Source organism: Rouxiella sp. T17, assembly GCF_036663475.1.
Classification (GTDB): Bacteria; Pseudomonadota; Gammaproteobacteria; order Enterobacterales; family Enterobacteriaceae; genus Rouxiella.
Genome location: NZ_JAWUEA010000010.1, coordinates 45,034 through 71,451, shown reverse-complemented (window position 1 = coordinate 71,451; position 26,418 = coordinate 45,034). Strand labels below are relative to the sequence as shown.

General features: G+C 51.2%; 22 protein-coding genes. 12 read left to right on the top strand and 10 right to left on the bottom strand.

Going from position 1 to position 26,418, the window contains the following annotated elements; all coding sequences use genetic code 11:
* Positions 1–107: 107 nt before the first annotated feature.
* Entirely contained in the window at positions 108–464 is a 357-nt protein-coding gene (locus SC206_RS02800; protein WP_332733988.1) for a cupin domain-containing protein, read from the top strand.
* Positions 465–606: 142 nt separating this feature from the next.
* Here the strand turns inward: SC206_RS02800 and SC206_RS02795 are convergent, their stop codons facing one another.
* Complete coding sequence (locus SC206_RS02795) at positions 607–1,731, bottom strand: mechanosensitive ion channel family protein (RefSeq protein ID WP_332733986.1); 1,125 nt, start codon at positions 1,729–1,731, stop codon at positions 607–609.
* A 292-nt stretch (positions 1,732–2,023) separates the two neighbouring features.
* Here SC206_RS02795 and SC206_RS02790 point away from each other — a divergent pair, with 292 nt between their 5' ends.
* The 10 genes from SC206_RS02790 (at position 2,024) to crtB (ending at position 17,198) form a co-directional block, all read left to right on the top strand.
* A complete protein-coding gene (locus SC206_RS02790; protein ID WP_332733984.1) occupies positions 2,024–3,667 on the top strand; it encodes an ABC transporter substrate-binding protein in 1,644 nt (547 codons plus the stop codon).
* A 155-nt stretch (positions 3,668–3,822) separates the two neighbouring features.
* Positions 3,823–5,022: an NAD(P)/FAD-dependent oxidoreductase gene (locus SC206_RS02785; RefSeq protein WP_332733982.1), complete on the top strand. Its 1,200-nt coding sequence runs from the start codon at positions 3,823–3,825 to the stop codon at positions 5,020–5,022.
* Between the two features lie 266 nt (positions 5,023–5,288).
* Positions 5,289–9,443 carry a hypothetical protein gene (locus tag SC206_RS02780; RefSeq protein ID WP_332733980.1) on the top strand — a complete coding sequence of 1,385 codons (4,155 nt, stop codon included), beginning with the start codon at positions 5,289–5,291 and terminating at the stop codon, positions 9,441–9,443.
* A gap of 115 nt (positions 9,444–9,558) precedes the next feature.
* Complete coding sequence (locus SC206_RS02775) at positions 9,559–10,155, top strand: YtfJ family protein (protein WP_332733978.1); 597 nt, start codon at positions 9,559–9,561, stop codon at positions 10,153–10,155.
* 176 nt (positions 10,156–10,331) lie between these two features.
* Complete coding sequence (locus SC206_RS02770) at positions 10,332–11,237, top strand: polyprenyl synthetase family protein (RefSeq protein ID WP_332733976.1); 906 nt, start codon at positions 10,332–10,334, stop codon at positions 11,235–11,237.
* Positions 11,238–11,294: 57 nt separating this feature from the next.
* Positions 11,295–12,329: a type 2 isopentenyl-diphosphate Delta-isomerase gene (gene fni / locus SC206_RS02765; protein ID WP_332733974.1), complete on the top strand. Its 1,035-nt coding sequence runs from the start codon at positions 11,295–11,297 to the stop codon at positions 12,327–12,329.
* A gap of 9 nt (positions 12,330–12,338) precedes the next feature.
* Positions 12,339–13,616, top strand: coding sequence for a glycosyltransferase (locus SC206_RS02760; protein WP_332733972.1), 1,278 nt, complete (start codon positions 12,339–12,341; stop codon positions 13,614–13,616).
* On the top strand, positions 13,613–14,776 hold the full coding sequence (crtY, locus tag SC206_RS02755) for a lycopene beta-cyclase CrtY (RefSeq protein ID WP_332733970.1): 1,164 nt from the start codon (positions 13,613–13,615) through the stop codon (positions 14,774–14,776). Before SC206_RS02760 ends, crtY begins: the two co-directional genes overlap by 4 nt.
* Positions 14,776–16,257, top strand: coding sequence for a phytoene desaturase (locus tag SC206_RS02750; protein ID WP_332733968.1), 1,482 nt, complete (start codon positions 14,776–14,778; stop codon positions 16,255–16,257). The genes crtY and SC206_RS02750 overlap by 1 nt, the downstream gene beginning before the upstream one ends.
* Positions 16,254–17,198 (top strand): 15-cis-phytoene synthase CrtB, encoded by a 945-nt coding sequence (crtB, locus tag SC206_RS02745; protein WP_332733966.1) that lies wholly within the window; start codon positions 16,254–16,256, stop codon positions 17,196–17,198. The genes SC206_RS02750 and crtB overlap by 4 nt, the downstream gene beginning before the upstream one ends.
* Here crtB and SC206_RS02740 read toward each other — a convergent pair.
* Together SC206_RS02740 and SC206_RS02735 are read right to left on the bottom strand one after the other, a co-directional pair.
* Positions 17,134–17,670: a sterol desaturase family protein gene (locus SC206_RS02740; protein WP_332733964.1), complete on the bottom strand. Its 537-nt coding sequence runs from the start codon at positions 17,668–17,670 to the stop codon at positions 17,134–17,136. The two genes, crtB and SC206_RS02740, sit on opposite strands and share 65 nt — an antisense overlap.
* Positions 17,671–17,757: 87 nt before the next feature.
* On the bottom strand, positions 17,758–18,699 hold the full coding sequence (locus SC206_RS02735) for a LysR family transcriptional regulator (RefSeq protein WP_332733963.1): 942 nt from the start codon (positions 18,697–18,699) through the stop codon (positions 17,758–17,760).
* Positions 18,700–18,828: 129 nt separating this feature from the next.
* Between SC206_RS02735 and SC206_RS02730 the strand changes: the two genes are divergently transcribed.
* Complete coding sequence (locus tag SC206_RS02730; RefSeq protein WP_332733961.1) at positions 18,829–19,956, top strand: alkene reductase; 1,128 nt, start codon at positions 18,829–18,831, stop codon at positions 19,954–19,956.
* Positions 19,957–20,232: 276 nt separating this feature from the next.
* Here the strand turns inward: SC206_RS02730 and SC206_RS02725 are convergent, their stop codons facing one another.
* From SC206_RS02725 to SC206_RS02695, 7 genes are all read right to left on the bottom strand, one after another.
* Positions 20,233–21,501, bottom strand: coding sequence for a vWA domain-containing protein (locus SC206_RS02725; protein ID WP_332733959.1), 1,269 nt, complete (start codon positions 21,499–21,501; stop codon positions 20,233–20,235).
* A 69-nt stretch (positions 21,502–21,570) separates the two neighbouring features.
* Positions 21,571–22,146: a TerD family protein gene (locus SC206_RS02720; protein WP_332733957.1), complete on the bottom strand. Its 576-nt coding sequence runs from the start codon at positions 22,144–22,146 to the stop codon at positions 21,571–21,573.
* A gap of 99 nt (positions 22,147–22,245) precedes the next feature.
* Positions 22,246–22,824, bottom strand: coding sequence for a TerD family protein (locus SC206_RS02715; RefSeq protein ID WP_332733955.1), 579 nt, complete (start codon positions 22,822–22,824; stop codon positions 22,246–22,248).
* Between the two features lie 47 nt (positions 22,825–22,871).
* A complete protein-coding gene (locus tag SC206_RS02710) occupies positions 22,872–23,915 on the bottom strand; it encodes a TerC/Alx family metal homeostasis membrane protein (RefSeq protein WP_332733953.1) in 1,044 nt (347 codons plus the stop codon).
* 60 nt (positions 23,916–23,975) lie between these two features.
* A complete protein-coding gene (locus SC206_RS02705) occupies positions 23,976–24,431 on the bottom strand; it encodes a tellurite resistance TerB family protein (protein WP_332733951.1) in 456 nt (151 codons plus the stop codon).
* A 22-nt stretch (positions 24,432–24,453) separates the two neighbouring features.
* Entirely contained in the window at positions 24,454–25,641 is a 1,188-nt protein-coding gene (locus tag SC206_RS02700) for a TerD family protein (protein WP_332733949.1), read from the bottom strand.
* Positions 25,641–26,228, bottom strand: coding sequence for a TerD family protein (locus tag SC206_RS02695; RefSeq protein WP_332733947.1), 588 nt, complete (start codon positions 26,226–26,228; stop codon positions 25,641–25,643). The genes SC206_RS02700 and SC206_RS02695 overlap by 1 nt, the downstream gene beginning before the upstream one ends.
* Between the last annotated feature and the right edge of the window lie 190 nt (positions 26,229–26,418).

Sequence of the window (26,418 nt, the reverse complement as noted above, 5' to 3'; positions counted from 1 at the left end):
TTTATGCTGGACTCTGGGTCACAGCCTAAATTCAGGTTGCCCTAAAACTTTATGCGCGCTCGACATTTTCTGGCGCTGTTCGGCATTCACCTTGAGGAATTGTTTAGATGAAAGTGCAAAAAATTGGACAACCTGCGGCCATTGAAAAGTTGGAGTCTTGGGGCAGCGTTGAAGGATTACCCGAGACGGGGTCCGTCACCTTATCGGGTTTGCAGAAAATTATTCCTGGCAAGGAAGATATCGATACGGGCATTTTTGAATGCTCACCGGGCAGCTACCGCCGTTCAGTCAAGCAGGCCGAAATCATGCATTTTCTGGGGGGAAACGGCTCATTCACCCCAGATGGCGAAGAGACGTTAACCTTTACCGCAGGCGATTCGTTCTTCTTTGAAGCCAATACCGAAGGGACTTGGGTAATCGCCGAGCAGATGCGCAAACTGTACGTCATTTTCGACGCCAATTAATTTAGGTTTTAGCATTGAAGGTTTAAGCGTTAAAGGTTTATACGTTATAAAACTTCAGTTAATAAAACACCTATTAATAGAACACCACGTTAACGCGTGGTGTTCTATTGTATATCTCTAACTTACCGTGCGGCTTGGTATCTTATTGCCTCATTGAGTTGGCGTTATAAAGATTCCCTCCTCTCGGCGGCTCGGCAAAGTCGTTACCCTCATTTTGTACAAATACCTGTTGCACCGGAATAGCGAGTTTAATGCCCTGCTCCTCAAGTTTTTCCATCAGGCGAATATTTACCTCCTGCTGGATATCCATATATTTATTGTAGTCAGCGCTTTGCACGATATAGACCACTTCAAAAGTCAATTTGAAATCATCGAATGACAGGAAGTGCGCGCGGTCATAATTGGCATCGTCCATCGCGTCGATAATATCTTTAACGATCCCGCCCACTAAACGCAATTTTTCAGGCGGCGTCGTGTAAGCCAAACCAAAGCTGAATACAATTCTTCGGGTCTGCATACGCTTATAGTTGTGGATAGTCTGTTGCAGCAAAATAGCGTTGGAGCAGACGATTTGTTCGCCGCTTAGCGAGCGAATGCGGGTCGTTTTAAGGCCAATATGTTCGATGGTGCCTGAGATATCTTTGAACACCACGAAGTCACCGATGACAAAAGGTTTATCGAAGCCAATTGACAGCGAGGCTAATACATCACTTAAAACGGCCTGTACGGCGAGTGCAATGGCGATACCGCCGACCCCGAGACTAGCCACCAGCGCGGTAATATTGACGCCCATGTTGCCCAAAATCGACAGAAACATCAGCGTCCAGACCAGCAATCGCGCCATAACGCCTAAAATGACCAAGGTGACGGTATTGCGCATCGCACTAGGATGACCGGTCATTCTTTTTGACCAGGTGTGAATCGCGCTGTCAATCCATAGCGCAATTTGAATGGTTAGCACCAGAAACCAGGCGTGATCCAGCGCACTTTGCCAATTAGCAGGCAACTCGACAAAACGTAGACTGATTAATAATGAAATAAACAACACCAGAATTTTTTTGGTGTTGGCGAGCATATTCACGGCGACCAAATAAAGCCCACTGTGCTGCGTGGTGCTCCATTTTTGCACGCGGCGGCCGACCAAGGCGAGGGTTTGGGATATTACCCAATAAAGCACTAAAGTGGCGACAAATACGACGGTGATATTAACCCAGAAGTCGGTTGACATAATGATACGGTAAAAATTCAAGTTTCTTATTATTTCCATGCTATTACTCCTACTATTACTCCCAAAGCGAACCAAATAGCATTGATCTAACATCACGCTTGCAAAACAAAACGATTGAAAATCAAAGCAGCAAGACTCTTTACCTTAGCAGAAACTGGGTTTTTAGCCCGCGGGCTATTCTTATTTGCCTCAATAATTAGCAATTATAGTGATTTTACATCACCAAACGGCTCCATCAATAATCACCCTCTTCTCTTACGGAAAAGCGCCATTGAACAGGACGTTATCCACATTTTAATGACTCTTATTTTGCTTATTGAATGGACACGTTATGCAGCCCAAGCCTCTATTTTCGACATTGTCAGCAATTTCACTGATTATTATTGCTACCTTGAATCCGCTCTATGCCGCCGAAAATTCCACTGCCGAAAAACAGCAGCCTCAGCAGGGCGGCGATTTTGTTTGGGGCATTGAAACCAACCCCACGACGTTGAACCCGCAGTTTAATGGCCAAACCAAAGTTGAGCTGGTGCAGCGTGCGGCGTTTGAATCGCTGCTGGCGCGTAAGCCCGACGGCAGTTACATTCCGTGGCTGGCCACCGGCTACGAGATAAGCCCCGACCATAAGACTTACACCTTTAGATTACGCCATGATGTCACCTTCTCGAATGGCGAAAAATTCAACGCCGAGGCGGTGGCAGAAAACTTTCGCAACCTGAAAAACCTGACCTACTGTGCAGGCTCAACGATGTGCGTGATCGGCTCGCGCATCGCCTCAATTACCACTCCCGATGAGTTTACCGTTGCCGTCACTCTCAACGAGGTTTATAGCCCGTTTCTCTCTTATGCCAGCTGGTTAAAAATGATCTCCCCGTCATCTTACAAAGCGGCGGATCTTAAATCGGGCGGCACGGATATCGCCGGTACCGGCCCCTTCATCCTGAAACGCTGGGATAAGAATCAGCAGATCGTGTTTACCAAAAATCCAAATTATCATTGGGCGTCGGCCAACGCGGCGCATCAGGGGCCAGCCTATTTAAACAGTATTACCTATCGTATTTTGCCTGAATCCTCCGTGCGCACGGGCGCGCTGCTCTCGGGTCAGGTGGACGCCATTGAAGGAATTTCGGGCAACGACGCCGGAGAATTCGTTGATAATCCTGATTTTAGCTACCAAAGCGCGCCAAATACCGGCACGCCTTATTCGCTATTTTTAAACATCAATGACGGACCGACGAAAGAGCGCAATGTCAGGCTGGCGCTGTTGCAGGGTCTGGATGTCACGGGAATAGTAAAATCGATTTATCGCGGTCACCGCATTCGCGCATGGGGCGTGACTTCGCCTATCGACCCTTTGTACGATAAAAGCATCGAAGGCAAATATGGCGATAACCCGCAGCTCGCCAATAAATTGCTGGACGAGGCAGGCTGGTCGACCAAAGGAGCAGACGGCATTCGCACCAAAGACGGCAATCGTTTGAGTATTCTGATTGTTCAGTCGCAGGTCACCGTGCGCGACCAGCGCGACGTGCTGCTTGAAGCACTTCAGGCACAGGCGCGTCAACGCCTCGGCATTGAGTTAAAGATTCGCTACGTCGACCCGGGCACCTATTTCCAGTACATCAAAAACGGCAATTACGGCTCTATCGCCAACTCTCATGATGATACCGACGGCCTGGATCTCGAGAATCATTACCTGCCAAGAGATAAAGGTGGCGCAATAAACTACAGCCGTACCGAAGCCCCAGAAGTCACGGCGTGGTTAAACGAAGCGGCACATACTCTAGATGAACCTCAACGTAAGGCGATTTACAGCAAGCTGCAAGACTACGCGATTTTGCAACAGGCGCTGGCTTTGCCGCTGTACGCTCCCGACGACGAAATTGCGGCGGCCTCTTATGTCCATGGCATTGGCTTCCGCGCATTTAGGCAAATACCTGAAAATGCCTATGATGTTTGGGTCAGTAAACACTAAGATAAAAAATGCATCGACGGCGTGCCGCTTTGCTCGCCGCGTTTTTTGTTATTAAGGATAGGTTATTAATGATAGGTTCTTAACGATAAACGGGAGTACGTGCATGCGGGCCTGCTGTGGGCCTTTTGTTATCTTTAATTTTTAATTGGGGAATCATGACAAGTAAATCTGCTCATAAACAAAAGGTTGCCGTAATCGGTGCCGGAATTCTCGGGCTGTCCGTCGCCCGCCAGCTGGCGCAAAAAGGTGCCGAGGTAACAATTTTCGAACGCGATTACATTGGCGCAGGCACCAGCAGCACCACGTTTGCCTGGGTGAACTCCAACGGCAAAAGCCCTGACAGCTATCATCAACTTAACGCAACGGCGATAGACGAGCACGTCGAGCTCCAGCGCGAAGGCCAAGTTGGCGCGCCGTGGTTCCATCAAACCGGCACCTATGAATGGGCAACTGGCTCAGAGCTGCAACACCGGCTGAACGAACGCACAGAAAATTTAACCACGCTGGGCTATCCCGTCGAAAAGCTGTCGCGTGCTGACGTTCAGGCTCGCCTCCCTGAAATTCGTATTGATCCGCAGGCTGACGAACTATGGTTTTTCCCGACTGAGGCGATTCTTTATCCGTCAATTTTACTGGCTAAACTGTGGGCCGATGCCAAAAGCTCGGGTGCCGTGCTGCGCAATCACAGCGACATCGTTTCGCTCAATGAAACGGAGCACGGCGTCACACTGACGCTAGCCGACGGCGAGCAGTGGACAGGCGATCAAGTTGTGTTGGCGACGGGCCGCTGGTCGCGCGAACTAATGGCCAATATTGGTCTGGATTTGGCGCTGATTGATGCTAACAAAGCCGACAGAGTCGCCTGTGGATTCTTGGCTTACACCGCCCCGCTGCCGCTCCAGCTTGACGCAAATCTAATTACGCCCGAATTAAATGTTCGTCCCGACGGCGGCGGTCGTTTGCTGTTGCAGGCGCTCGACCTCGACCTTTACGTCAACCCTTCGCTGCTGCCTTCTACCGACGGTTTTATCGCCAAAGAGATGCTCCGCCGCCTGCGTCGTATTTTTGCCAATGTCGATCACGCTAAAATCGAGCGGATTGCGATAGGTCAGCGCGCACGCCCAGCTGACGGCCTGCCTGCCATGGGTTACGTTACGCCAGACAAGCGGGTATATCTGATGGTAACGCACAGCGGCATGACGTTGGGTCCGCTATTAGGAAGACTCTGTGCCGAAGAAATTATTGATAAGACGCGATCGGATTTATTGGCCGATTTTGCGCCGGATCGCTTAATCGGTAAAAAAGCCGAAGATTTCCCGCAAATCTCCTCCGTGTTTTACCCATCTGCACAATAATTCTTCTTGTTGCAGCCTTTTCTCCTTGTTTACTCCGCCAAAAATTTTGCGCCTTGGCGGAGTTACATCCTCTATCTCTTACCCCTCTCCTGCTCTTTCACGTTGCGAAATCTACACCCTTATTTTTCCAATTGCCTGAGTGATGACTCATTCTGGAATGCACCTCGAGAAGAATAGAATTCGCTCAAGATTTGAGTGAAAAGTTAGCGTTATAAATAACCGCTAGCGATAAGATCGGCTCCAATATTTCAACTTCAGGAGCCCACATGCCAGATAATCGCATTACTTCATCTACCCTCGAACGCCCTGCTATGGCAGCCACTTCTGTGCCACCGTTTTCATTGGCAACAACGTCAATAGCCACAACCTCAGCCCCAAATTTTGAGTTACAAAATGTCAACAATAGAGTCATCACCCTACCTCGCTCATTCAGCCCCGCGCGAATGCCGAATAGGTTGCCTCGAAACGAGAGAGTTGAAAGAGGCAACGGTGAATATAGCGGAACCGCTCAGACACGAATAGACATGCCCAATTGGCAAAACTCTCTCCATCCAGGCGCTTTCACACCCACCACTTCTCAGGCGACGGCCATGGTGCTGCCACATACATCATTCGAAACGGACACTCAGCACATTGAGAGAGAATTTCAGCGGGATAGTCAAACCGGGCAGATCTTACTCTACAGCGATTCATTGAGAATGCATTTTGATCATCTGCTGAACACGACACAAATGTATCGATCCGGCCTGTCGCAAACTGCAAAAAACACGGCGAATGCTCTGACGTTCAAGGTAAATAATGTTCTGGATCTGCTGCAGGACAACGCCGCTTTACTTCGTTCAACGCGACTATTAGAGATGAAAGAGACGGTTCACAAAATGGTGTACTCTTTTTTTCACGATAACAGTGAAGTTGAAATCCCCTCCTCTTTACTTGATGCCTCCGAAAGCCTTGCGAAAATTTCTTTGGCAATGCAGAACCTCACAACGCAAGAGGGAGAAATTCTTGCTCGACATAAAGTTGAGAGAAAGAAGATACAAGGCCCATTAGATAGTGCCCTTGAATTTCCTGGAACAGGAACTGAACGCTATGAGTTGGTAAAAAAACGTAGCTCTTTAGAAAAAGATGTTGAGCGCAAATTGTTTAATAACTCTGCCCTTATTGCAAGTCGTCTGCTGTTCATCATGACTAATGTTGATTTATCGCTCTACAAAAGATACGACCAGGCGCTTATGCTCTGTCAGCAATTTGATACAAGCAGCCATTTGCTGTCTCTTTTCAGATTGATGATGGAACAAACTGGCTTTTATGCGGCCGTTGATCGGCTTCGCGTGACATTACCGTCTAGACCCGTGGTCGATAATATTCAAATACTGGCAGACGACCTTGGGAAGGCCTTCAAAAAAGAGCGAAATATTCAGGCAGGATTAACCTATCTGGAAATTTCAAGGGCGATTGGCAGCTGGCTAACGAAAGTAAGTGACCATGAGAAAGTGTTTCGCGACCAGACCCTTAACTGGCGTAAGGAAGAAGAGTTAAGTGAAAAATATCAGCAGCGAGCATTCATGTTGATTGAAGAAAAAGCGCGTATGGAAATGCGGCAAGAAGAAAGGTTATGGGCAGAGGAAAAAATCAGCGTCGATATTAATGTTCACACTGCGGAATATCGTAGCCTAGAAGGTAATAACGAACATCAGGCGGCCATGACCGGCTTGGGAACCTCCACTGTACAGGTCAAAGTCCCGCGTGAGGAGCTGTATAAGTATTGGGAAAAAGAATCAAAAGGCGCCCACAGCCAGTCTACACAGATGATTCAGGAGTGGGTAAAACAGAAGCAAGCTTTTGTGCCGTCGTTTGATGCTCAAGGCTATTATCGTGATGCCGAGACAGGCGAGAATTATGGGGTACAAATAACCCGACAGGTGAATGCGATAACCGCCGCGCCGACCTGCGCGTCGCTTGGTTATAATCAAAACAGCATTCAGGATGCCCTAAAAGAGACCGTTGAGGCGCTTCATTTAACGGGCTCAATGCCAGCTAGCATTGCTCGGGCTGCCATATCTTTACCCCTTCCCCCAAGGCCTGAACGTCTAATTGCGCAATATAACGCAGGCGCGTTGTCGGCAAGGTCACGTGGGTATCAGCCGCCTGAAACACACGTTGAAATTTTTCAGCCCAGTTATCGGCAACTGCCCTCTTTTTCATCAACATTTAACGAGATTTCAGCACGCGCTCCTGTCTTCAATCCCATTAACAATCCGGCTCACAGTATCGTTCCTAATCTGCCTTTTCCCACCATGGCGCAGCAAACCTCGAGAACGGATAAAGAGCTGCAATCTTTGTTCAACGATATAAAAATCGCTGAAACCCGCTCTGCCCGAGACCTATTTTTTGGCATTGGGGCAACTAACCCTATCCCATTACCCAATTTCCCGCTTAATCCGGTTTCTGCTCCTCCTCTACCCCAGACTACGCCATTACGAGCTTTTGAAAGGCATGTGCCCAACACGCATGCTTATCGAGGAAGAAATGATACATGGGAAGAATATATGCAGTGTGAACAGCAGGCGCAAATTAAACATAGAGGCGTCAGTGTTTATAATTCACTTCCCAATCTCCGACCTGCCATCATATTGCTAAATAAAATCGTCACAGACGTTTATCATCAAATAATAAATCCACATACTTTTGCTCAAGTCAGGCAGGCTCTCGCTTATTGCACCGGAATACCCCCCGAAAGAATTACGGGTGACATCTATCATGACTTCTCGCGTCAAATATGTTCTCTAAGACAGCAAATTAGGACATTCCTCTCTGGCGGGGAAAATGAAAACCAGTGGGTTATCATCAAGACTCCTGAAGAAAGCCCCATATTCGCGGCCACAATGCCAACCGACCCCGAGTGTCGGATATGGTTATCGCAGTTTGTCGCCAGTTATACGCTGCCTAAATTAATTATGACGCTAACTCATGAATTCAGCCATATGTCAGCACTGGCCAAACCCACTGAGGATTATTTATACGTTACCAGTGAAAGTTACAATAGCTATAATATCGAAGACATTAACGCGTTAACACGCTCGCTGCTCGATGAAGTCTCTGCCATGGCCAACAATACCGGATTGAGAGCCGAATATATTCAGCAGACAAAAGATAATGCCGGTGAAAATTATTGCCTTGCCGAGCTGGCAAACACCTTTGGCGTTTCCAGTGCGAAAGGCGCAGCAAGGGCCGTAGAAAAAGACGACCGCCTTCGCTATGAATTAATACAAGGAACGGCAGATTTATTGATGTTAACTATTCTCAAGCTGGGAAATAAAGTCTTGCTTGCGGGTTTAACACCTCAAGAACGAAATGATGCCGATCCCCTAGCAGTATTAGCCGCAGTAGCCCATTTCAAAGAAACAGACAGGGCGCCCGCACGGCTGGAAAATATTTTTAAAGCCATTGATAATGCTGAGTTAGAGCTATTTGAGGCTCAAATGTTAATCATAAAACTAGCTACGGTCGCCTTACCTTATCCTGAATTAACCGCTAATTTTTTAGAAAAAAAGGGCCAGGAACTCCCGCAAATGATGGCGCGGCTTTATAAGCAGGATCCTGAAGGTTCGGTCATGGTTTTAGGTATGATTTATTGCCTTCTCACTACGTTGATGGAAAAAGGCAATCTGTCCGCGAGCTATGTGAAGCCCTGCATTTTTCCTATTCCTTATACCGTGAAGTTTTACTCTTCTGAATTCAATCCCTCTATTTGGCAAGATACGCTGATTAGTAACTGGGCCGATTTACTCTGTAGTTACCAACGTACATTCCCTCTTGCCTTACAAAATGAAAAACTGTTGGATCTGTTCGTAACATTAACTCACCAGTCTGGGAAATATAACCAAAAGATTTACACAACAAAATATTATCGTTTCTTGGCTGATGAATTAGCGCGACGCAGGAACGAAATGAATCACGACTTATCCTCTATCGATGAAATCATTATGGAGGAGCCTGAACCTAAAAGACGTAAAGTGTTACCGCAACCAATCGTTAATTATCAAGATGAGCAAACGCTGATTAACTTAGCCAGAGTACAGAATTGGTATGTTGTTATCGAAAATGATCAGGGCGAATTTTTACGAGCCTATAATCCGATGGGTCAAATTATTAGTTCGGCAGAAGCCGTAGATCCTGACAGAGTTGAAAAAAGTACCCATACTCAGCAGGTCTACTCATTGTGTATATTAAGGCAGCGACAACACGCGGTGGGTGAAGGTGAAGTTTATTATGATGCGGTAAATGAACAGGGCAACGTTATCCCTTGCGAAAATGATGATTATAATATTCTTCGCTCGGCCCTTACCGCGGTTAATTCAAATGAGCCGACCAATGAAACCATTAACCAGCTGATTCACGATTTACACCCCACTCGCTAAAATTGCGGCCAAATTCAGTCATTAAAACATTGGCTTAACAGGCTGGCTTATTTGGTTAAAAGTGGGCATTTAAGCTAGCCTGTTAACATCATTAATCTGGTTTAGGGAGCGAAAGATGCTGGCACGGCAGCGCGTTACAACTTTAGTCGCCATTCTATTTGTTGGGGTCGCGGGTTTATTAGGGTCTTTCAACGTTTTTGCCGACAATTTTAAGTTACATCAGCCGGTTCCGACCGTCAGCGTGATGAATCGCGGCGAACTGTTATTTGAAAACGGCAAACCCGTTTATCAGCCGTGGAGCAGTGCCAAACTCGGCGGCAAGGTCAGGGTGTTGCTGCATCTTGCGGGCCGAATAGCCGCTAAAAAAGAGAATCAGCCACTCACCGACGCCTTACAAAACGCGCATTTTCCGCGCGATCGTTATCAAACTACCCTCATTGTAAATACTGACGACGCGATCCCGGGCAGCGCGATGTTTGTGCGCGCCAGCCTGGAATCGAGTAAACAAGAAGCGCCGTGGTCGCAATTTATCATCGACGATAACGGCGCGGCGGCCAAAGCCTGGCAGCTTCGGCAGCAGGGCTCGGCGGTGGTAGTGCTGGACAAAGACGGCAAGGTGCAATTTGCCAAAGACGGTGCGCTGACACAGGCCGAAGTTCAACAGGTCATGAGTATGCTAAATAACCTGCTTGACGGATCAAGTCAGACTTAACGTCGCTATTTTGTTCTGCCACTTAACATTTTGGCGATAAATACCTATTTTTTAGCAGGGTAACGGGCAATTTCTGCATATTAATCTAGCCTTATCAATAAGGAACAAACGCTTTTCAGCCTGCGGCCCGTCGGAATGCGGCCTGAAATCCCCTTAAATTGCCATGAAGAGTGACCATGACAGTCTTTGCAGAAAAATCCCTGAATCAGGAAACCGAGCTGCTGGCGCTACGCGAGGCAGTTAACACCCGCCTCGAACAGCTGCTGCCAGCCGGAAATGAGCGGGATCGCGTGAGCGCGGCCATGCGTGAAGGTACGCTAACGCCCGGCAAACGGATACGCCCGCTTCTGCTGTTGTTGGCTGCCCAGGATCTCGGTTGTGATAAAAATAGTTCAGGTCTGCTCGATTTGGCCTGCGCCGTGGAGATGGTTCACGCCGCTTCGCTGATGCTCGACGATATGCCGTGTATGGATGATGCCCTGCTACGCCGTGGACGCCCGACGATTCATCGCCAGTTTGGTGAAGATGTCGCGATTCTCTCCTCCGTCGCCCTGCTTAGCAGCGCGTTTGGCATTGTGGCGTCGGCCGAAGGTTTGTCGGGTGCCAATCGGGCACAGGCGGTGGTCGAGCTTTCTGCCGCCGTCGGTTTGCAGGGATTGGTGCGGGGACAGTATCAGGATTTGAACGACGGCCCAGCCTGTCGCAACAGCGAGGCGATTGCCAAAACCAACGATTTGAAAACCAGCATGCTGTTTGACGCCACGCTGCAAATGGCCGCGCTGGCCGCCGATGCCACGCCAGCCGTGCGCGAAAAACTGCGCTGCTTTGCGCAAGATTTAGGTCAGGCCTTTCAGTTGCTCGATGACCTCGCCGATTGCCACAGCGGCACCGGCAAAGATATCAATCAGGACGATGGCAAATCCACACTGGTTGCTCTGTTAGGCAGCGACGAAGTTCACCAGCGCCTGCATCAGCATCTGCACAACGCCGATCAGCACTTTGCCTTTGTCTGTAAACAGGGCTTCGCCACCCGCCGCTTTATGCACACCTGGTTTAAGCAGCAACTTGCCGCATTCGGTTAATGGCCGAATAAAGCGAGAGGATGTGTTTTTACACGGAGAGCCACCAACGGAGAGTCAATGAAGGACGCGGAACTGATTCAGCGCAAGAACGATCACCTGGATATCGTACTCAATCCCGCACGCGCGCTCAGCAATATCAGCACGGGATTTGAACACTGGCGATTCGAACACTGCGCCCTGCCCGAGCTGGATTTCGACAGCATCGACCTGAGTCGTCCTCTTTTTGGTCGCACCCTGCGCGCACCGATTCTGATTAGTTCAATGACCGGCGGCGCGCGCCGTGCGCAAGATATTAATCTGCATCTCGCTACCGCCGCGCAACGGCTGGGCCTCGCGATGGGCGTCGGCTCACAGCGCGTGGCGCTGGAGAGTGAAGTCAATTTTGGACTCGACAGCAGGCTGCGCGAAATTGCGCCGGATGTCCCGCTGCTCGCGAATCTTGGCGCAGCGCAAATTACCGGTAATAAAGGGTTGGATTACGCCCGACGCGCGGTGGAAATGATTGATGCCGATGCACTGATCGTCCATCTAAATCCGCTACAAGAAGCTTTACAGCCCGGCGGCGACCGCGATTGGCGCGGCATTTTAGCGGCGCTGGAGCTGCTGGTGAAACAGGTAGACGCGCCCGTAGTGATCAAAGAGGTAGGCGCGGGAATTTCGCCGAAAGTTGCGAAACAGCTAGCCGAAATTGGCGTCGCGATGATTGACGTCGCAGGCGCAGGCGGTACCAGTTGGGCGGCGGTGGAAGGCGAACGCGCGCGCAATCCGCAGCAGCGCGCCGTGGCAATGGCCTTTGCCGATTGGGGAATTCCGACCGCCGAGGCGCTGTGCGGCATTCGCAAGGCCCTGCCCGAGATGCCACTCATCGCTTCAGGTGGCATCCGCGACGGCATTGATATCGCCAAAGCGCTGGCACTTGGCGCTGATTTTGTCGGTCTCGCCGCCGCGATTTTGCCGAGCGCCAATCTTTCCGCCGAAGCCGTCATCGACGCTTTCAACATACTGATTCAGCAGCTGAAAACTGCCTGTTTCTGCACCGGCAGCGCGAATTTAGGCGCACTGCGCCACGCTCCGCTTCACACTATTAGGTAGGTGCACCCAATGAGTCATTTTGCCGTGATCGCCCCGCCGCTTTTTAGCCACCTCCGCGCGCTTGAAGCGCTGTCGCAAACGCTGATTAATCGGGGTCACAAAATTACCTTTATTCAGCAGGCCGAAGCCCTGGATCTGCTGCGCGAACCGGCTATTGAACGCCAGCCGATTGGTGCTAAAACACATCCAAAAGGTTCGCTGGAACATACGCTTAAGCTCGCGTCAAAGCCGGGCGGACTGTCGATTCTCGGCCTGATTGAAGACATGGCGCGCACCACCGACATGCTGTGCGACGAGCTGCCCACCGTGCTGAATCATTTGGCGGTTGACGGCTTAATCGTCGATCAGATGGAGCCCGCCGGCGGTCTGGTAGCCGAGGCGCTCGGCATTCCTTTCGTCTCCGTCGCCTGCGCCCTGCCTGTCAATCGTGAGCCCGGATTGCCGCTGCCGGTGATGCCTTTCGAGTACGCCGACGACGAACGCGCGCACAAACTTTATCACTCCAGTCAGCAAGTTTATGACTGGATGATGCGCCGCCATGACAGAGTTATCGCCCGTCACGCACAGGATTTTGGCCTGTCGCCGCGCCACGGTTTGCAGGACTGTCTTTCGCCTCTGGCCCAAATTAGCCAGACAATTGCCTCGCTGGATTTCCCGCGCCACCAGATGCCGCCCGGTTTTCACTGCGTTGGCCCACTGCGTAAACCTGTTACCCACGAAAGCACGCCGTGGCCGATTGACCCGACTAAACCCTTTATTTTCGCCTCACTCGGCACGTTACAGGGTCACCGATACAAGATTTTCAAAACTATCGCCCGCGCCTGTCATAGTCTTGGCGTCCAGTTGCTCATTGCACACTGTGGTGGGCTCGATAAAACGCAGGAAGATAAGCTGCTTGGGCACGGCGCGACCTGGGTCACCGATTTTGCCGATCAAAATGCCGTGTTGCAGCAGGCGCAGGCGGTAATCACTCACGGCGGGTTAAATACCGTCGCCGATGCCATTACTCACGCGACGCCGATTCTGGCGATTCCAATTGCCTTTGACCAACCCGGCGTCGCGGCGCGCGTGGTCTGGAGCGGCATCGGTCGCAAAGTCTCTCGTTATTGCACCGCCGACACGCTCGAGCAGAGTCTCGATTTTCTGCTGCACGAGCCGAGCTATAAACAGCGATTGATAGGCATGCAGGAAGAACTGCGTCAGGCAGGCGGCGTCGAGCGCGCGGCCACGATTGTCGAGCAGGCGCTGTCTCCACAAAAATTGTCCCTCTCCAGAGCCGCGTCGTGAAGGCTTATGACCTGATTCTGCTTGGCGGCGGACTGGCAAACGGGCTCATTGCCTGGCGACTCAAACAGCGGCAACCTTCGTTAAATATCCTGATGCTGGAAAGCGGTGCGCAGGCAGGTGGCAATCATACCTGGTCGTTTCATCAGGGTGATTTAACCGCCGAACAGCACGCGTGGCTCGCCCCTTTTGTGGTCCATCGTTGGGCGGGTTACGACATTCACTTTCCCGCACTGACCCGCACGCTGCCCGGTGATTATCTGACCGTAACGTCAGAGCGCTTTGCCGAAATCATGGCCGCAACGCTGGGCAAAAATCTGCTAACCCATTGTACCGTAACCCGTTTTACGCCAACCAGCGTACAGCTCGCCGACGGACAGTGTTTCACGGCCAAGGCGGTAATCGACGGTCGCGGCTATCAGTCTGGCGAAAATCTGAAAATCGGCAGTCAGGCTTTTCTGGGTCAACAGTGGCGACTAAAATTTCCGCATGGACTGACGCGGCCAATTCTCATGGACGCCACGGTGGACCAGCTTGCAGGTTATCGTTTCGTTTATACATTGCCGCTAACCGCCGACTCCCTGCTGATTGAAGATACCCATTACATTGACGGCGCGGCGCTCGACGCCGAGGCAGCGCGTCAGCGTATTAGCGACTACGCGAATGAAAAAGGCTGGCAACTGGCAGAGTTGCAGCGCGAGGAACAGGGCAATCTGCCCATCACGCTGGCGGGTGATTTTCCGGCCTTTTGGCGACAGCGCGCGGAGCAGCCATGCAGCGGCATGCGCGCCGGTCTATTTCATCCGACAACAGGTTATTCGCTGCCTTCGGCGGTGAAACTGGCGAATTTAATGGCTGAGCAGACGCATTTTGATAGCGGCAGCCTCTCTGCATTAATCCGCCAGTTCGCGGCAAAACAGTGGCGGCAACAGCGTTTTTTTCGGCTGCTGAACCGCATGCTGTTTCTTGCCGGGCCGCCGGACAAGCGCTGGCAGGTGATGCAACGTTTTTACCGGCTAAACGATGGTTTGATTGAACGATTTTATGCCGGACAACCTACCGTGATTGATATGGCGCGGATCCTCACGGGAAAACCACCGGTTCCGGTGGGCGAAGCCGTGCAGGCCGTGCTGAAAAAAACTCCCAGACTGCGAGACTTTTAATGGACAGAACGATTGTAATTGGTGCCGGTTTCGGCGGTCTGGCGTTGGCGATTCGCCTGCAATCAGCGGGGGTCCAGACCCTGCTGCTCGAAGGGCGCGACAAGCCCGGCGGTCGCGCTTACGTCTATAAAGATAAAGGTTTTACTTTCGATGCAGGCCCGACGGTGATCACCGATCCGAGCGCTATCGAAGAGCTTTTTGCGCTCACCGGCAAGCGCCTTGAGGATTATGTCGAGTTAATGCCCGTGACGCCGTTTTACCGCCTGTGCTGGGAAGATGGCAAGGTTTTGGATTATGACAACGATCAGGCGAAGCTTGAACAGCAGATTGCCCTCTTCAATCCTCGTGACGTTGAAGGTTATCGCAAATTTTTGAGCTATTCGCAGGCGGTATTTAAAGAAGGTTATCTTAAGCTCGGCACGGTGCCGTTTTTAAACTTTCGCGACATGTTAAAAGCGGGTCCGCAGCTGGCGCGGCTTCAGGCGTGGCGCAGCGTTTACAGCATGGTCGCCTCATTTATCGAAGAAGATCACCTGCGGCAGGCGTTTTCTTTTCATTCGCTGCTGGTCGGCGGCAATCCGTTCGCCACCTCATCAATTTATACGCTGATTCACGCACTTGAGCGTGAATGGGGCGTGTGGTTTCCGCGCGGCGGCACGGGCGCGCTTGTGCAGGGTATGGTAAAACTGTTTGAAGATTTAGGCGGTAAAATCGAGTTAAACGCCAAGGTCAGCAAGCTCGAAACGCAGGGTGACAAGATTACCGCCGTGCAGTTGGCCGATGGTCGCCGCCTGCCGACGCCCGCCGTAGCCTCGAACGCTGACGTGGTGAACACCTATAAAAAGTTGCTGGCCGATCACCCGCAGGGCAAGGCGCGCGCCACCTCATTAAAGCGCAAACGTATGAGTAACTCGCTGTTTGTGCTCTACTTCGGGCTGAATCACCATCACAGCCAGCTGGCGCACCACACCGTATGTTTCGGTCCGCGTTATCATGAATTGATTCACGAAATTTTCAACACCAACAAGCTGGCCGACGATTTCTCGCTCTATTTACATGCGCCGTGCGTGAGCGACCCGTCGCTGGCGCCGGAAAACTGCGGCAGCTATTACGTGCTGGCCCCCGTGCCACATCTTGGTACTGCCGATATTGACTGGGAGGTTGAAGGCCCGCGCCTGCGCGACCGCATTTTTGCCTATCTGGAAGAGCGCTACATGCCGGGCTTGCGCGAGCAGTTAGTCACCCATCGAATGTTCACGCCCTTTGATTTTCGTGACCAGCTCGACGCCCACCTTGGCTCCGCGTTTTCCGTCGAACCGATTTTGACCCAGAGCGCCTGGTTCAGACCCCATAACCGCGACGATCGGATTGAAAATCTCTATCTGGTCGGCGCAGGAACGCATCCCGGCGCTGGCGTGCCGGGCGTAATAGGATCGGCGAAAGCTACGGCTGGCCTGATGCTTGAGGATCTCACCCCGTGAATCAACCCTTACTGAATCACGCCACCGAAACGATGGCGGTCGGCTCAAAAAGTTTTGCAACCGCCTCGAAGCTGTTTGATACCGAAACGCGGCGCAGCGCGCTCATGCTCTACGCCTGGTGCCGCCATTGTGATGACGTGATCGACGGTCAGGAACTCGGCTTTATTGCGCCCGCGCCAATCGATGCGCTCGTGCCTGTCGATACGCCTGAAAAGCGGCTGGAAACGTTGCGCGAGTTGACCCGCCGCGCCTTTGCTGGCGAGAAAATGCGTGATCCTGCGTTTGCCGCTTTTCAGGAAGTCGCGTTGGCGCAAAGCATCAGCGAGCGGCTGGCGTTTGACCATCTTGAAGGTTATGCCATGGACGTGCGCGGCGAAACCTATGACAAATTAAATGATACCCTGCGTTACTGTTATCACGTGGCGGGCGTTGTTGGATTAATGATGGCGCAGGTGATGGGCGTGCGCGACGAAGCGGTGCTGGATCGCGCCTGTGATTTAGGATTGGCTTTTCAACTGACTAATATTGCACGCGATATTGTCGAAGACGCGCACGCGGGCCGATGTTATGTGCCGATGCAGTGGCTCGCTGACGAGGGTCTGGATTTGCATAATTATGCCCTGCCCACGCATCGCAAACAGCTGGCGCGGATTGCCGCTCGGCTGGTTGAAGAAGCGGAGCCGTATTATCACTCAGCCAAAGCCGGATTGCCTGATTTACCGCTGCGTTCGGCGTGGGCGATTGCCACCGCGCGCGGCGTGTATCGCGAGATTGGGGTAAAAGTGAAACGGGCGGGCGACGCCGCGTGGGATAAACGTCAGGGCACCAGCAAAGCCGAGAAAATCGGTCTGCTGGTGGCGGGTGCAGGGTCGGCGCTTACTTCTCGACTGAAGTCGAAGACGACGCCGCGTCCGGCTGACCTGTGGCAGCGTCCTCGTTAAAAGATTTTTTATGCCGTTGGCGCAGCGTTTGTTGCAGCTTCGCCACCGGCGGCGCGTAAAGAAATCCGAAAGAGACGCAGTCTTCCTTGCCTCGCACCGCATGATGCAGCTTGTGCGCCATGTACAGACGTTTTAGATAACCTTTGCGCGGAATATAACGAAACGGCCAACGCTGGTGAACCAGCCCGTCGTGGACAATAAAATAGAGCGCGCCGTAAGTCGTCATGCCGGTACCAATCCATTGCAGCGGCCAATAACCTACGCTGCCAAGATAAATCAGCAAAATCGCCAGTCCCGCAAACACCACGGCGTACATATCGTTTAACTCAAGGCCGCCTTCGTGAGGCTCGTGATGCGAGTGATGCCAGCCCCATCCCCAACGGTGCATAATGTACTTGTGCGCCAGCGCCGCGATGACTTCCATGGCGATAACGGTGAGTAAAACGATAAAAGCGTTCACTAACAGATGCATAAAGGTTCGCTTATTGGTTGCAAGTGGTCAACGTGTACCAGTCTAAAAAGTGTAGCCGTGCTCAAAGCTTAATAGAAAATCTCTGTTTTAACAGTCTGTAACGGCAAAAAGACGGCTTCCCGAGGCAGTGAGTTTTTCATTGAGCAATTTCAGGACGGCGCGCACCTTGGGTTGCGCCTCACGGCTCTTGATCCATACGACGTTCATCGGCAGGCCGTCCATCGCCAGTTCGGGCAACACTTCCACCAGCTCGCCCGTGTCCAACTTATCTTTAACCAGCCACAGCGGCAGCTGCGCAATTCCGTAACCCTGCAACACCGCCATCATTTCCCCTTCGCCATCGCCCACGGCAATGCGCGGCAGAATAACGCGTCGTTCAATATCAGCCTGCTGGCGACCGGTAAAATACCACGGACTAACCCGCCCGTCGGTATCGCCATATCCCACGCAAGCATGCTGCTCCAACTCCTCGGCATTTTGCGGCGTGCCGTGCTGGGCGACATACTGAGGCGAAGCGCAAAACACCAGCCGCTGGGCGCCAAAAAAGCGATGACCCAACATGGCGGACCAGGCATCCGAACCGCCAATGCGCACTACAATATCGATACCTTCCTGAATCGGATCGACAAAGCGGTCGGAAAACGAAACGTGTGGCTGAAGCAGCGGATATTGTTTGGCGAATTCTAAAATCAGTGGCAAAACGTGCAGGCGACCATAGGAGGCTGGCAAATCGATACGCACTTTTCCATGCGGCTCTTTATCTTCCGTTAGCAGCGCCAGCTCGGTCTCTTCCAATTCTCCCAGCACGGCGGCGCAGGTTCGATAATAACGCTCGCCCGCTTCGGTTAGCGCAAGCGTGCGGGTAGTGCGAGTAAACAGTTTTTTGCCTAATCGCGCTTCAAGCCGCGCTACGTTTTTACTGACCGCCGAGTTGGTTAAGTTGAGCTTTTCTGCCGCCGCCGAAAAACTTCCGGCGTCGGCAACGCTCACAAAGACGCTGATGCCCTTAAGGTTCTCTTCCGTAAACATCGCCCGTTCCTTTAGTGAATTAAATTCCGATCATTCGGTAGTAAATGGCAATTATAGGCGTGAAATTCTCTAATACACTTAGTGGAAGGCAAAAAAGCACTATCCCAATTCATAAGACAAGGATTTTTCATGACTGACTTATTTGGCAAATTTACACTAGGTAATATCGACCTCACCAATCGCGTTGTGATGGCCCCGATGACCCGCTCTCGCGCGCCGCACGATATCGCCAACGAACAAATCGCGCTTTATTACACCCAGCGCGCTACGGCAGGCCTGATCGTTTCCGAAGGCACACCGATTTCTCGCGAAGGTCAGGGTTATTTGTTTAATCCGGGCATCTTCGGTGAAGAGCAGATTGCCGGCTGGAAACTGACTACCGATTCCGTTCACAGCGTGGGTGGCAAAATCTTCGCCCAGCTGTGGCACGTGGGCCGCGTTTCCCATACTTCTTTGCAAAAAGAGGGCGCCGCGCCAGTAAGTTCATCAAACAAACCGGCGGCGAAAGCCAAAGCGTTTGCCTATGACGAACAGGGCGAGCCGGGTTTTGTTGACACCTCGACCCCGCGCCCATTAAGCACCGAAGAAGTGGGTCGCGTGGTGAATGACTTCGCGCAGGCGGCAGAAAACGCTATCAAGGCGGGCTTCGACGGCGTTGAAATTCACGGCGCGAACGGCTATTTAGTCGAGCAGTTTATCAATCCAAAAGTAAACGATCGCGATGACAAATACGGAGCAAAAACGGTTGAAGATCGCCTGCGTTTCGTCTTTGAAGTGGTCGACGCTGTTTCTGCGAAAATTGGTAAAGAGCGCGTCGGCATTCGCATCTCGCCTTACGGCCAACTCTTTGATATGCCGCTATATGATGACATCGACGCAACCTATTCAGCCCTGTGCGAAGGTCTCGGCGAGCGCGGTATTGCTTACGTTCACGTGATGGATCAGACCAACTTTTTCTTCAGCGCAGACGATGCCGAAGCCAAAGACGAGGCGATTCAGAACCTGCTGAAAATCTGTCGTAAAGGCTTAAAACAGACCGCACTGATTCTGGCGGGTGATTTGACACGCGAACGCGCGCAGGCGTTTCTCGACTCCGACCTGATTGACCTTGCGGCATTCGGCCAGCCGTTTATTGCCAATCCAGACTTGGTTTATCGACTGGAAAATGATTTGCCACTCACCGAACCCGACCGCGACACTTACTACGGCGGCGATGGCGAAGGTTACATTGACTATCCACCTTATAAATCGGCATAACTTTAGCCATAATCTATCGAAAAAAACTCAAAAAAGCCGCACCCAAATGCGGCTTTATTTATGAAAAAGTAATGAGCAACTCACTTAAAACTCGCATCCTCAATCAGCGTTAACTCCCTGCCGCGCGTTTTGGCGTAAAGAATGTCGTAATCAGAAATCAACTACATCTAAGTTGTCCCTGACCCACTTGCCGGGCTGATAGGTTTAACGTTCGCGATATAACTTTAGGTTTTACTTTCAAGGCGTTGTAAGAAAACTCCATTTTAATGAACATAGTTAAGCCAAAAATGAAGAACTTAAAACACCCTGCTTCTTAATTTGCTCTGTCCATTCGCCAAACTCTTCTAGTAAAGCGTCATAAAGCTGTTCATCACTCATTTTTGCGAAATCATCGATGGCAAAAAAGTGTGTATTATCAATTCGCCGGTCGCTGAAGTTATCCAAGTTTTCTAAAATGCCGTAGTTATCTCCACCGAGACCGACAAATTTCCAGAAAATCGGATAATGCGCCGAGCGCCGAATCGCATCTTTGATAGCTTTTGTTTTGCTGATCCCACCATCGGTAATCATCACCACAAAAACGGGTAAGGTGCTACTTTTAAAGGTATCGATGATTTCTTCCATTACCGGCGGTTCGTTATTAGTACCGCCGAGGGAAGGTAAAATCTCAAAGCCACCTCTTCTTCCGCTTTGCTGGATGCTCTTTATATAGTCGTCGAGATTATCGAGGGTGACGTCGGGATATTTACGGTGCCTTTCGGCAAAGCCCCACATATCCATGCTGCCGTCGTCGTCAAACTGCACGGCTAACACGGCGATTCTGTCTAAAACGGCCTGCACGTTGCCCCATTTGAACTGATTCTTCATCGACCCTGAGGCATCAAGTACAAACGCAACTCTGGCTTTTACATGTTCGAGACGATGTTTGGTTAAGCTCACCGTGGCGTTTTTTGCCAGGCTGACCAGTCGCGGCGCTTTATCTTCCAAACGTTTCTCTAAGCTCACGGTGGCGGTGATCGTTTTAGGCGCTTCGGCCTTGGCTGGCGCGGAGACATCCACACCAAAATGAATCGCGAGCGGTGCTAATCCGCCATTAAAACCTTGCCCCAAGGCGCGGAACTTCCAGCCGCCGTTATGCCGATAAATCTCGCCTAAAATCAGGGCTTTCTCACTGAGTCCGGCCGTTGTAAGGGTAAAGGAGGCGATGCCTGCAATGCTCAGCTGGATATGCTGCAAACCCGAAACAGAATCAGCGCCGTCGACCACCAGTGTGATCGCGATTTTACTCAACTCGCTGTCTATTTTGCCGAGATCGATGGTAAACAGGCTGCCGCTGGCAGAGGGTTCGAATATCACGCTTCGGTTAGGTGTGATGGGCTGATTAAAGAAGATAAAGTCGGCATCGCCGCGCACTTTGTTTTGAGCATTAAGCAAGAAAGCGGAGGCATCTACCTCGCCTTTAAAGCCTGAACTTTGAGGATATTTAACGTTGATCGTTAACACACTTTGGTTAAGCGCAATATTCCGTCCGGACTGTAGCTCCATAACAAGGCCCTTTTTTGATAAAAAAAAGCCCCGATGCATCAACATCAGGGCTTTGAAAACTTATACGTTTTAGATATTTACGCCGTGCTGAGAAGCCAGCGCAGACAAGCCACCGGCAAAGCCCTGGCCTACTGCCTTGAATTTCCACTCAGCGTTGTGGCGATACAGTTCGCCGAACACCATGGCGGTTTCAGTTGAGGCATCTTCAGAGAGATCGAAACGAGCGATTTCTGTGTTGTTGTCATTGTTGAACACGCGCATGAAGCTGTTGCTCACCATGCCGAAGTTCTGTTTGCGGGTTTCTGCGTCGTAAATAGTGACGGCGAAAACCAGTTTCTTCACGTCGGCTGGCACTTTCGCCAAGTCGATTTTAACCTGCTCATCGTCGCCTTCGCCTTCGCCGGTGCGGTTGTCACCCATGTGAGTTACCGATCCGCAGGCGCTGGTTTTATTGTTGAAGAAGATGAAACCGGCATCGGAAAGCACTTTGCCGCTGTCGCCAACCATAAATACAGAAGCGTCGAGGTCAAACTCTGCGCCGTCGGTGACGCGCGAATCCCAGCCCAGACCTACCATTGCGATGTTCATGGTCGGTGCTTCTTTCGTTAACGAGACGTTGCCGCCCTTAGTCAGAGAAACTGCCATTTGAAAACTCCTGTATTGTTAGATTTTCCAATCATGTCGGGATAGGCTCGGCAGAAAGAATGCCTACCGAGCCGCAATATCATGTAAATAAACGCTTTATTATGAGGCGTTGATGCCGTACTGCGCGCAAACGGAGTTCAGGCCGCCAGCATAACCCTGACCTACCGCGCGGAATTTCCACTCGGCATTGTGACGATAAAGCTCGCCGAACAGCATTGCGGTTTCGGTTGAGGCATCTTCGGTCAGGTCGTAACGGGCCACTTCCTGCTGGTTTTCGTCGTTGACCAGGCGGATAAACGCGCCGGAAACCTGACCAAAACTCTGGCGACGCACTGTGCCATCGTGAATTGTCACCACGAAGACAATTTTATCGACGTCGGCCGGAATAGCGTCGAGCTTGATTTTCAAGGCTTCGTCATCGCCATCACCCGCGCCGGTACGGTTGTCGCCGGTATGTTGAACGGAACCTTCTGCCGATTTCAGATTGTTGTAGAAGATGAAGTCGGCATCGCTGCGAACCTTGCCATTGCTGGCTAACAGGAAGGCAGACGCGTCAAGGTCAAAATCTTGCCCGTCGGTAGAGCGGGCATCCCACCCCAGACCAACAAGCACATTTTTCATGGTCGGTGCTTCTTTGCTTAAAGAAACATTGCCGCCTTTAGAAAGAGAAACGCCCATAGTGATATCCTTAATTGTTACGTTGTTTAAAAATTTAGGCACGGGCCTTAGCCCTGTTTGCCTTGTTCGGTATCGTTTTTAGCCGGGAACATCACGCTAAGGACTGTTCCGACTGCCAACACGCCCAGAACCACCAGCAGGCTTGCATTGGCCGAAATATTGTAACCGTGATGCCAAATGTGGTCGGTTGCGTTCAGACCCAGCTTCACCGCGATGAAGAACAGCAGCACGATAACCGCTTTTTCAAGGTGAACCAGATACTGTTTCAGCGCTTCGAGCACGAAATACATGGTACGCAGACCCAGTATCGCAAACATCATGGCGCTGTACACGATCAACGGTTCACGGCTTACCGCGATAACCGCAGGCACGGAGTCGAAGGCAAACATCACGTCAGAGAGTTCGACCACGGCAAGACAGAGCATCAATGGCGTCGCGTAACGCGCTGCCTTACTGACGCGACCCACGGTCACATCTTTGTTCTCGGGCTTGGCTAATTCAACATCCACCTCTTTTTGGCTCAGCAAGAACGCGTTGCCGCGCAGCTTGGGCCAAATCGGGAAGAATCGTTTTACGCCGCGATAGGCAATGTGCTGAGAATAGTCTTCGATTTCATCATCATCACCGCCGCCTTTCAGCATCATCACGGCGGTCCAGCCGACGATAAGTGCGAAGACGATTTCAACCCACGGGCCGAGCGTTAACAGGCTGGCACCGATAGCGACGAAGATTCCACGGAACACAATCGCGCCGATTACGCCCCAATAGAGCACGCGGTGGCGGTAATTATCCGGCACGGCGAACCACGAGAAGATAGCCATCATGACAAACAGGTTATCGACCGACAGGACTTTCTCAAGCGCATAACCGGTGATAAACAGGCTGGCAACTTCCGCCCCATGATGAATATAAAGGAAGCCGGCAAAAGCCATGGCGACCACAATCCAGAAAACGGTCCATAACGCGGCACTTTTCAGCGAAATCGCCTGATCTTTGCGGTGCATGAACAGGTCAATCAAAATGGCCCCGACGGCCAGAACAACAAACACGATCACGGTTTCGGTAGGAAAACCGATGTGTGTATCTTCCATAGATGACCCTCAGAACATGACGTTGACGATTACGCCAACATCATGCTCATCATATTGATATTAAAGGCCGAACTCGGCAGGAGTGAAACCCAGTGCCAGCGCGATTTCACGCACGGCGGTCTGTTCGTCCTGATCGAAATCACCGTCACTTTTTGCAACCGCAATGCCAACGCGCAGTGCAAGCTGGGCCGCTTCTGGCTGATCTTTTAGTGCCAGAATGTATTTCATGGTTTCGCCTTTGCCGATTTCGTAATCGAAACTGAAATTAGCGACTAATTCGTTGAAGAAATCGATCACCTCTTTGGTTTCAAACACTTTTAACTCGGGAGAAGTTTGCAGAAAGCCGATCATTTTCTGCTTCTCTTCACTGCTCACGCCATTGCTGGAAACTGCAATACGCGCGCAGACGGCTACCGTGCCGTGCATGAATTTCTTGTTTTTGTAACGCCCGACCTGTTTGGTCAGCTCGCTGCGCCCAGAATTAATCGCATCTTTAACTCGATCGAAAATACCCATTGTATGCCTCTGATTATTAGAATTATTTGGATCCAGCTGTCCAGCGAAAGCCCCATCCCAGCGCGTTGTCCATCTCCTTATGGCCGGTGAAGAACTGGTTGATACGCTCTACTTTGATGGCTCCGTTTTCATTGACCAAACGGGCAATGGCGCACATGTTGTGGCGGTTAGAGCCTTCGGTTAAACGGGTTTCAATAGGCGGCTGGTCGGGAACGTGCAGCGTGACGACGCCGTCCGTTTTGTCCCAGCTCGCCGCACCTTCGTAAATAAAGGCGAAGATCAGTACCTGACGAATGTTTTTCCATTCGCGACCGTTAATGTGCATCCACTCGCCGCCGCTGACCTGGCCCGTGCGGTCATCGCCTTTCAGCTCGACAAAAGGTTCGTTGTTATAGTTGCCAAAACGATTACCCAGCGCCTGAATGACATCTTTTACGCCGTCTTGCTGCTCAACGAAGGCGCCCAAGTCGAGATCTACACCTTTGGATTTACTGAACATACCGAGCACGCCACCCGTGGAGCCGCTGCTGCCCTGATTCCAGTTGAGATTGATACGAATCTCGCCAAAGTTATCGCGCTTGGTGAGACTGATGGCCGGTTTTTCCTTGGTCAGCGTCACCTTGCTTAAACTGATTTTTGCAGGCTCTGGCGTAGGCGGAACCGGCGGTGCGGCAGCTGGCGTTGGCGCTGGATTGGCCGTTGATGAAGAAGCGGGTTCGGAAATATCAACGCCGAAATGCTCGGCCAGCGGCTGCAATCCACCGTTAAAACCCTGCGCTACAAAGCGGAATTTCCACTCTGCATTGCGACGGTAAATTTCGCCCAGAATCAGCGCGGCTTCCTGACGCCCGGTGATATCCACGTTGCCCGTCATTAATACCGTGCCGTTTTGCTCGACCTGAATCGACAGATTACGCAGGCCCGCGAGCGTGCCGTTATTGTCGCAGGTAGCGGTAAACGCCAGCTTTTGCACCTCTGGACGCAGGCGGTTAATGTCTACGGTAAACGCCGTATCCGTGCCCGCGCCGGTGAGTTTCACAGAGGAATCGTCATTAACCGGCTGGCCGTAAAACACCATATCGGCATCGCCCTGCACTTTGCCGGAGGCATATAAACGAAACGCGGAGGCGTCGATGGATACGCCGGAAAGCACGCGCACCGTCAGGAGTTGTGAAGGAATAGCGGCATTGCTGCCCGGCGTCATGGTCATTAGCGCACCACCGCCGCGACGATGTCGCTGTTCATGTCATCAATGGTGCGGCCGGTTGAGGCTTTGCCGTGCGCGGTGAAATCCCAGCTGCCGTTGTTGCGAGCCAGAGAGGCGATGATAATGCCGGTATGTGAACCCTGCTCGGTCAGCTTGTAACGCGCCAATTCGGCTTTGCTCGACTGGTCAACCACGCGACAAAAGGCGTTGTCGACTTCATTAAAAGTTTGTCCACGGAAGCTATTGACGGTGAACGCCAAATATTCGACCTGCGCAGGTAAACGGCCTAAATCGACGTTGATGACTTCATCGTCGCCGTCGCCTTCACCCGTCAGATTATCGCCCTGATGAATAACAGAACCACAGTTTGACTTTAATTTTCTAAACCAAATCGTGTCGAGCGTTTTACCGGATTTATCCAATAAGACACAACCCGCATCTAAATCTATGGAATCTTTACCACCACCGAACAGACCACCAAATAATCCTTTCTTTTTTAATGGATCCCACCCTAAACCAAATTGAAGATGATTTAAGGAAGAAGTTTGCTTGCTAAGTGAAACAGTTTGGTTTTTGGTTAAAGAAACCATTATTTAATTCCTCAGAGACGTCCCCAGAGACGTATTGATTGATTATTTTGTTAGAACATAATCCATGCTTTAAAAAATCATATCATGAGGGTGTTATCGCACAACCCTCTTTTTTTAGTAACAGCTGGAAATATATATAACTCACTGTTTTTAATGAAGAGTACTATTAATACTTTACATATACTGACGT